This is a genomic window from Aquitalea sp. S1-19, from assembly GCF_024343515.1.
The window spans coordinates 8,075-15,119 of sequence record NZ_RJTZ01000086.1 but is presented as its reverse complement, the minus strand read 5'-3'; the positions used below and the strand labels follow the sequence as shown (position 1 = coordinate 15,119).

Below are 7,045 nucleotides of genomic sequence, written 5' to 3'. Positions count from 1 at the left end.
AAGCCTGCTGGCAATCTCGCTAGCACCCTCCGTCTTGCATGCCCAGACGGATACCCCGGCCGCGCCTGCGCAGGCATCCGCAGACGCGGTCGATCCGGCGGCCATCCAGGCGCTGAAGGATATGGGTGTTTATTTGCTGAGCCTGAAGCGCTTTCAGGTCTCGACCGAACTGACGGGCGAGCGGGTGCTTGCCGACGGCCAGAAACTGCAGCATACGGCGAAGGCCGTACTGGATGTCGATCGTCCTGAGCGGCTGCGTGCCCTGATATCCAGTGCTCGCTCCGAACGCGAGATCTTTTACGACGGCCAGCGCGTGACCCTGTACTCGCCCGCGCAGAAGTATTACTCGACGGTGCCGTTTACCGGCAAACTCAATGTGCTGGTTAACCGTCTGGAGGAAAAGTACGGTGTGGAAACCCCTCTGGCCGATCTGTTTGTCTGGGGCACGCCGGATGCGCCGTTCGACGGGATACAGTCAGCGATGAATGCCGGCCAGGATTTCATTGGCCAGACGCTGTGTGATCATTATGCCTTCCGTCAGGGCAATACCGACTGGCAGATCTGGATCTCGGCCGGAGACCGGCCCTTGCCGCGCAAGCTTGTGATCACCCAGCGTGACGACGAAGCACGTCCGCAGTCGGTCAGCCTGATCGACTGGAACCTGAAGCCTACCTTTTCGAACGCAGTTTTCAGCTTCAAGCCGCCCAAGGGCGCTTCCCCGGCCGAACTGCTGCCGCGCAAAACCAAGTAGAGGAGTCATGTCATGGAAAATGCACTGCGCAAGCTGTTCCTGTCTCCGCTGGTGGCGCTGCTGGTGGCCAGTTTCGCTCTGGTTCCGGTCGTCGAGGCCGCCCGCAGCGGCAAGCTCGCCGCCTCCAAACCGCATGCCGCTGCGGGCGGCGGAGCCCGGCAGAAGGTCAATGTCGATCACAGCAGGGCCGATGTACGCACAAACAATGTCCGTAGCAGTAGCGTCAACAATGTGAACGTCAACAAAAATGTTAACAGGAACGTTAACAGGAACGTTAACAGGGATGTCGATGTGGATGTCCATCACAGCGGAGGTTGGGACAACGACTACCACCCGGTAGCAACGGCGGTGGCGGTGGGGGCGACCGTGGCGGTGACGAGTGCCATCGTTGGTTCCATCGTACGTTCCGTGCCCCCCGGCTGCGTGCCGGTCAACTACGGCGGCATTATCTACCAGCAGTGCGGAAACACCTGGTATCAGCCACGAGGGACACAGTTCATCGTGGTGAATCCGCCGTACTGATGTCAGCCTCCCGCCTTGGATGTACCTATAAAAAATCCCCAGACTTCTTCCGGGGATTTTTTATAGCCTTATACCGCTAAAGCAGCGCTCAAGCTCGGCATCCCGATGCTGTCCATTACGGCCCGTTCCGCGACGTGGTTGGCAGCGCCGGCAATCTGGGCAAGGCCGACAAGTACAGCTACCAGATGGCCCCGGCCAATCTGGACGAAGCGATCCAGGAAGTGGCCATGGATCAGGAAGAGGGCGCCGACATCATCATGGTCAAGCCGGGCATGCCTTACCTGGACGTGATCCGCCGCGTGAAAGACACCTTCCGCGTGCCGACTTACGCCTATCAGGTATCGGGCGAATACGCGATGCTCAAGGCCGCCGCGCAGAACGGCTGGCTGAATGAAGAAAAGTGCATGATGGAAAGCCTGCTGGCGTTCAAACGCGCCGGCGCCGATGGCATTCTGACCTACTTTGCGCTCGACGCCGCCCGACTGCTCAAGGCGTAGTGAACCTCCGCCGTTCGCGCCTCTTTGATTTATATGGCGGCGTAAAACGACCAAACCGCCCCGCAGGCCATGCTTGCGGGGCGGTTTGTTGTTGGGGGAGTGGTGGGTTAGCCACTGGAGGTGGCGTAACCCACCTGATGTGGCCATGTCTCTGCTCGATGGCGGGTTACGGCCTTTGGCCTAACCCGCCCTACGCGCTGAATACTAAAGGCGACATGTTCTTTGCACTCTGGTCTCCTAAGTTCAGATAAAACTCAAGCCAGCAGGGCTGTACAGCTTTATCGAGCAGCATCTGCTGGCACTCAATGTTATATTTTTATCTTTCAATTTGTTTTCTTTCAACTGCATCGCGTGTTTTAGGAGCAGGTATTAGGCTAATGAACCGGGCTAGGCTCAAGAGAGTCATGAATAAGCCAACAGTGGCATGGAAAAGAAGTACAAATGCAGCCATGGTGTTTTTGGGGATTAAGTCAAAATCACCAAAGGTTGTCATTGTTATGAAGCTACTGTAAATGCCACCAAATGCAGTTCCTGTCCCAGACTGCCATTTATGATCAAAATCGGTGGCCATAACCGTGTAAGTGCAAGCAAGCCAAAGAATTATTTCGAAGTAGTTGTGCAATAGCAGTAGTACGATACGGCGGTAGCCCTCTAGGTGGTACTCCCCCCCTGCTTTTATCACTCGGTATTCGTCAAAAAGTAAAACGTTGGTCTGGTATACGACGATCTCGAAGGTTCTTAGGAAGCCATACCCCATAAAAAAATATCCAAAAGCTGGATAAGGGACGTATGCGGCGAAAAAGACGGCGGCCATTGAAAGAGCAAGATGGCTTAATACCCAGATGTCTACGAAACGGGCAGTGATCGCAGACGGAAATAACTTTCGTACAAGCGAAAATATGGATATTTTCGCCAAGATGCTAAATGTGTTTGACCAAAAATCAACAATAAAAGATGGCATAGAAAAACATAGCGTTAAATTTACACCTCTACAGGTGTATATCTGTTTTATTCATGTGTATAACCATGCTCATCGCTGCGGACTTGCATGGATCTTCAATCGCATCGAGGAGTTGAGGTGGGGGTATACACATCCAGATGGGACTGCTGTGACGCAGCTCCTGATGCCTTGTGTGGCAAACTGCACATACGGCATTACACCCCGCTGTATATGCCTATGTCAAATTGCGTGCCGGTTTATGTATGTGCGAACTGATTCCAGAAAACATGGTTTGGCACAGAGCGCCGGCCTTCGGCCTATCCCACATGCTTGTCCGATGGCATCAATCCATGTTGTGAAGCATATGCTTGCTTTCAAATATGCCGTTCTGCGCGTATTCTGACGCTCCTGCGCGGCTACGCTTTCTCTGCGTATCGATGCCGGCCGTGCCTAAATACACAGTGCTTATTCGGACAAGGACGCCATGAACAGAACCTATCTTGCCCATCTTGAGGCGACGCTGGCCCATATTCGCGCCGACGGTTTTGAAAAACCCGAACGCGTGATCGATTCGCCGCAAAGCGCCGATGTGACGCTGGCTGGCGGCCAGCATGTATTGAATTTCTGTGCCAACAATTATCTGGGTCTGGCCGATGATGCCCGCCTGATCGCCGCTGCCAAGCAGGGGCTGGATGATTATGGTTATGGCTGTGCCTCGGTACGCTTTATCTGCGGGACGCAAAGCGTGCACAAGAAGCTTGAGTCCGCCATCTCGGCTTTTCTGGATACCGACGACACCATCCTTTACTCCAGCTGCTTCGACGCCAACGGCGGCGTGTTCGAGACGCTGCTGGATGAGCACGATGCGGTGATTTCGGATGCGCTGAATCACGCCTCGATTATCGATGGTGTGCGCCTGTGCAAGGCCAAGCGTTTCCGTTACGCCAATAACGATATGGCCGACCTTGAGGCGCAGCTGCAGGCAGCCGAAGCGGCCGGTGCCCGTTACAAGCTGATCGTGACCGATGGCGTGTTCTCGATGGACGGCATCATCGCCGACCTCAAGTCCATCTGCGATCTGGCCGATCGCTACGGTGCGCTGGTGATGGTGGATGATTCGCACGCGGTAGGCTTTATCGGTGAAACCGGTGCTGGCACACCCGAGCGCTGTGGCGTCTCCGATCGTATCGATATCTACACCGGTACGCTGGGCAAGGCGCTGGGCGGGGCTTCCGGCGGTTATGTATCGGGACGCAAAGCGATTGTCGAGCTGTTGCGCCAGCGCTCGCGCCCCTATCTCTTTTCCAACTCGCTGGCTCCGGCTATTACCGCCGCCAGCATTCGCGTGCTGGAAATACTGGCCAGCGAAGAAGGTGCGCAACTACGCGCTGCGCTCAAGCGCAATGCCGAGCATTTCCGCACGGCCATGAGCGCGGCCGGCTTTACCCTGGTGCCGGGTGAGCATCCTATTATTCCGGTGATGCTGGGCGACGCGCGTCTGGCCGGGGAAATGTCGGCTGCGCTGCTGAAAGAAGGCATTTATGTAGTCGGCTTCTCCTTCCCTGTCGTGCCCAAGGGCAAGGCGCGCATCCGTACTCAGATGTCCGCCGCACATACGCCCGAGCAGATCGACCGTGTGGTCGCCGCCTTTACCAAGGTCGGCCGCGAACTGGGCGTGATTTAAGCTTGCCGCGCCGCAGCGGGCGATCCTTGCTGCGGCCATAGATAAGGAAGGATGTAAAAATGAAAGCACTTGCCAAGCTTACGCGCGCTCCCGGTCTGGTGATGACCGATGTGCCTATGCCCGAAGTCGGTCACAACGATTTGCTGATCAAGATTACCAAGACGGCGATCTGCGGCACCGACATTCATATCTGGAACTGGGACGAGTGGTCGCAAAAGACCATCCCGGTGCCGATGCACGTCGGCCACGAGTACGTCGGCGTCGTCGCCGGCATGGGTTCGGAGGTGAAGGGATTCAATATCGGTGATCGCGTGTCCGGTGAAGGCCATATTACCTGCGGCCACTGCCGCAACTGCCGCGCCGGTCGTCGCCACTTGTGCCGCAACACCATCGGTGTCGGCGTCAACCGCGCCGGTGCTTTTGCCGAGTATCTGGTGATTCCGGCTTTCAATGCCTTCCCGATTCCCGAAGGCATCTCGGATGATCTGGCGGCGGTTTTCGATCCGTTCGGCAATGCCGTGCATACCGCCTTGAGCTTCAATATGGTCGGTGAAGACGTGCTGATTACCGGTGCCGGCCCGATCGGCATTATGGCGGTGGCCGTCGCCCGCCATGTCGGCGCGCGCCATGTGGTGGTGACCGATGTCAACGAGTACCGTCTGGATCTGGCCCGCAAGATGGGCGCCAGCCGTGCGGTCAATGTGGCGAAGGAAGACTTGAAGCAGGTGATGGGCGAGCTGCATATGTGCGAGGGCTTCGATGTCGGCCTCGAGATGTCCGGCAACCCGCATGCCTTCCGCCAGATGCTGGAAGTGATGAACAACGGCGGCAAGATCGCGCTGCTGGGCATTCCGCCTGCCGACACCGCCATTGACTGGAATCAGGTGATCTTCAAGGGTCTGGAGATCAAGGGTATTTACGGGCGCGAGATGTTCGAGACCTGGTACAAGATGGTGGCGCTGATCCAGTCCGGCCTCGATATCACCCCTATCATTACTCACCACTACAAGGTGGATGATTTCGAGCAGGGCTTCGCCGCCATGCTGTCGGGTCAGAGTGGCAAGGTCATTCTCGACTGGCAATAAGCGTTTTTCTGGCTTTATCCATCAAGGCCGGTGTCGCGTGACGCCGGCCTTGATGCTTATCAACGGGCAAAATGCCATCTTCTGGCATGCTGACACAATGAACGACAATACACTGCAGACTTTCCCCCTTTCGCCATTGCACGTGGCGGTCGTCGGTGCCGGTATCTCCGGGCTGTCTGCGGCCTGGTTTATGGCCGGGCAGGGCATGACAGTGCGCGTATTCGAGTCTGGCGAACGGGTGGGCGGCAAGATCCGTACCCTTGGCCAGAACGGTGCGCTGTTTGAAGCCGGCCCCAATACCCTGATGGCAGGCGAAGCGCATCTGGCGTGGCTGGATAAGCTGGGGCTACAGGTCGAGTATCCGTCGGCGCAATCGCGCCACCGCTTTGTGCTAAGCCAGGGGCGTTATCGCCGTCTGCCTGGCGGGCCCGGTGCGCTGCTGTTTGGCGACTTTTTCAGTATGGGTGCCAAGTGGCGCATGCTGAGCGAGCCGTTCCGGCGCAACCGTCCGGCCACCCGCCCCGAAACCGTGGCCGGCTTTTTTCGTCGCCGGCTGGGGGACGAGGTGCTGGCCAAGGCGGTGAATCCCTTTGTCGGCGGCGCGCAGTATGCCGCACATGCCGCCCTTGCCGATGAAGAGTTGCTGGCACGGCTGAATCAGGAACTGGCGGACGTGTTTGGCGTCACGGGCGAAGCTTGCGAGCAGGTGATTGTGCGCTGGCCCGAGGCAATCGCCCAGGGCAGCGTGGAAGTGCTGGCCGCTCGTGAGGCGGCGGCGCGTCTGGCTGCGCGCGGCATCCATGTGTGTGCGAGTTTTCTCGATGGCGTATCGGTGCCCGATTGCATGGACAAGGGTAAGAAGCTTGCCTTGCAACTGGCTGGCGCTTCGCCTTCTCTGCCCTGATTGGGTAAATAAGCGGTTTTCCTACCACGGCAGGGGCTTCTTCCCTGCCGTTTGCTTTTCCCCATCGTCCTGAACCGTTAGAATCGACGTTTGATTCTTTCATACTGACACGCCATGCTGACCTTCCAGGAAATCATCCTTACGCTGCAGAATTATTGGAGCCAGCAGGGCTGCGTGCTTATGCAGCCCTTCGATATGGAGGTGGGCGCCGGAACTTCGCATCCGGCCACCTGCCTGCGCGCAATCGGCCCCGAACCTTGGAACGCGGCCTATGTCCAGCCTTCGCGCCGTCCCAAGGATGGGCGCTATGGTGAAAACCCGAACCGCCTGCAGCATTACTACCAGTTCCAGGTGGCGTTGAAGCCTAGCCCTGACAATATCCAGGAGCTGTATCTGGGCTCGCTCAAGGTACTGGGCATCGATCCGACCATCCACGACATCCGCTTTGTCGAAGACGACTGGGAAAATCCGACTCTGGGTGCATGGGGTCTGGGTTGGGAGGTCTGGCTGAACGGTATGGAAGTGACCCAGTTCACTTACTTCCAGCAGGTTGGCGGCCTCGACTGCAAGCCGGTGCTGGGTGAGATTACCTACGGTATCGAACGCCTGGCCATGTATCTGCAGGGCGTGGAAAACGTCTACGACCTGCTGTGGACGGTATA

7 protein-coding genes and 1 pseudogene are annotated in these 7,045 nt (G+C 57.4%); 7 read left to right on the top strand and 1 reads right to left on the bottom strand.

What is annotated here, in order from left to right; all coding sequences use genetic code 11:
* The 3 genes and pseudogenes from EGI20_RS12920 to EGI20_RS12910 form a co-directional block, all read left to right on the top strand.
* The coding region (locus EGI20_RS12920) for a DUF2092 domain-containing protein (RefSeq protein WP_498631959.1) at window positions 1-751 on the top strand (751 nt) is incomplete at its 5' end.
* Window positions 752-763: 12 nt separating this feature from the next.
* Window positions 764-1,273, top strand: coding sequence for a hypothetical protein (locus EGI20_RS12915; RefSeq protein WP_498630772.1), 510 nt, complete (start codon window positions 764-766; stop codon window positions 1,271-1,273).
* 116 nt (window positions 1,274-1,389) lie between these two features.
* A pseudogene (locus EGI20_RS12910) lies at window positions 1,390-1,770 on the top strand (porphobilinogen synthase); the annotation flags it as partial.
* Window positions 1,771-2,086: 316 nt separating this feature from the next.
* On the opposite strand, the gene EGI20_RS12905 reads toward EGI20_RS12910, so the two are convergent.
* Window positions 2,087-2,731 carry a hypothetical protein gene (locus tag EGI20_RS12905; RefSeq protein WP_498631957.1) on the bottom strand — a complete coding sequence of 215 codons (645 nt, stop codon included), beginning with the start codon at window positions 2,729-2,731 and terminating at the stop codon, window positions 2,087-2,089.
* A 463-nt stretch (window positions 2,732-3,194) separates the two neighbouring features.
* Here EGI20_RS12905 and EGI20_RS12900 point away from each other — a divergent pair, with 463 nt between their 5' ends.
* The 4 genes from EGI20_RS12900 to glyQ all read left to right on the top strand — a co-directional run.
* Window positions 3,195-4,394 carry a glycine C-acetyltransferase gene (locus EGI20_RS12900; RefSeq protein WP_124736703.1) on the top strand — a complete coding sequence of 400 codons (1,200 nt, stop codon included), beginning with the start codon at window positions 3,195-3,197 and terminating at the stop codon, window positions 4,392-4,394.
* A 59-nt stretch (window positions 4,395-4,453) separates the two neighbouring features.
* On the top strand, window positions 4,454-5,479 hold the full coding sequence (gene tdh, locus EGI20_RS12895) for an L-threonine 3-dehydrogenase (RefSeq protein WP_498631955.1): 1,026 nt from the start codon (window positions 4,454-4,456) through the stop codon (window positions 5,477-5,479).
* A gap of 97 nt (window positions 5,480-5,576) precedes the next feature.
* A complete protein-coding gene (hemG, locus tag EGI20_RS12890; RefSeq protein WP_498631953.1) occupies window positions 5,577-6,383 on the top strand; it encodes a protoporphyrinogen oxidase in 807 nt (268 codons plus the stop codon).
* A 114-nt stretch (window positions 6,384-6,497) separates the two neighbouring features.
* The coding region (glyQ, locus tag EGI20_RS12885; protein ID WP_498631952.1) for a glycine--tRNA ligase subunit alpha at window positions 6,498-7,045 on the top strand (548 nt) is incomplete at its 3' end.